The organism is Bradyrhizobium sp. 76, from assembly GCF_023073025.1.
GTDB lineage: Bacteria > Pseudomonadota > Alphaproteobacteria > Rhizobiales > Xanthobacteraceae > Bradyrhizobium.
Map to the genome: position 1 here is coordinate 1 of NZ_JADPIS010000113.1, position 1221 is coordinate 1221.

A 1221-nucleotide genomic window follows, 5' to 3' on the forward strand; every position below is an offset into this window, starting at 1 on the left:
CGAGCTTGACCGGCTGGCGGAAGATCTGGCCCTGCTCGACCGCGAGATCGCGCAGGACGCCATCGACGATTCCGCGGTCAACAGATTGATGACGATCACCGGCGTCAACTTGGCGGTCGCTGCCGGCATCATGGCGGCGATCGGCGACATCAGCCGGTTCAACAGCCCGCAGAAGCTGGTGAGCTATTTTGGGCTGAACCCGCGGGTACGGCAGTCCGGACTGGGCGCCGCCCATCACGGCCGCATCAGCAAGATCGGCCGCAGTCACGCGCGCGCCATGCTGGTCGAGGCGGCCTGGGCAGCGGCCAAGGCGCCAGGTCCGCTGCATGCGTTTTTCGTGCGCATCCGCGCCCGGCGCGGCCATCAGATCGCCGCGGTGGCCGTGGCCCGGAAGCTCACCGTGCTTTGCTGGCATTTGTTGACGAAGGGCGAGGATTACCTGTGGGCGCGCCCGGCACTGGTCGCCATTAAGACCCGCGCGATGCAGCTTCAAGCCGGACATCCGCAACAGAAAGGCAGCCGGCGTGGGCCAGCGTATGCCTACAACATCAAGGCATTGCGCGACCGCGAGATGTTGATTGCCGCACAGGCGGAGCAAAGCTACGAGCGCTTGGTGACGCAATGGAAACCACGGCGGCCAAAAACCGGCGCGCGGGCGCCTCAACTCGGCAAGACAAAATAGGGCAGCCTGGTGGCGCTTGCAGCCGATGCGCCACGCTTCGCCACGAGGTCGCCCGCCCACCAAGGATAATCCCGCCTGATGGCAAGTGCCAGCCAGGAATGCAGTCCCGTTCCACGCCAGCATGCCGCCGTGCTCGGGCCGGTCAAGGCCAAGCCTTGCGGTGGCCGCAAACGCGGCCAGCCTTGACCGCCCCTGCGCGCGGCGGCTGCGAGATCGATGGCCGGGACGGAAGAATGGCCCGCGGCGCAGCCGAACAAAAGAATGGACGTACGCGATTTCTGCAATCGTCATCTCGGTCATGAAAAAAATCGCTTGTCCATCTCATCCGTCGTCCGCAAGTGTTTCCAGTGCTCGGCCGGGAAGTCGTAGAACGCCAGTAGCGTGTCTCGATCCTTGCTCAGGCAATCGGCGGCCTTCTCGTACTTCAGCGCGTAGCTCTCGATTGCGCATTCCAGGGATGGTGATCAGGTGTTCCAGGCGATGGTGATCACGGATTCCAGTGATCGCGATCAGGTGCGGAGGCGAACACGGCTGACGAT

General features: G+C 64.1%; 1 protein-coding gene and 1 pseudogene. One reads left to right on the forward strand and one right to left on the reverse strand.

Annotated elements, in window-relative coordinates; genetic code table 11:
- On the forward strand, positions 1-682 hold a 682-nt coding region (locus IVB48_RS32460), incomplete at its 5' end, for a transposase (protein ID WP_247406526.1).
- A 314-nt stretch (positions 683-996) separates the two neighbouring features.
- Here IVB48_RS32460 and IVB48_RS32465 read toward each other — a convergent pair.
- Positions 997-1125: pseudogene (locus IVB48_RS32465) on the reverse strand (transposase); the annotation flags it as partial.
- Positions 1126-1221 lie beyond the last annotated feature (96 nt).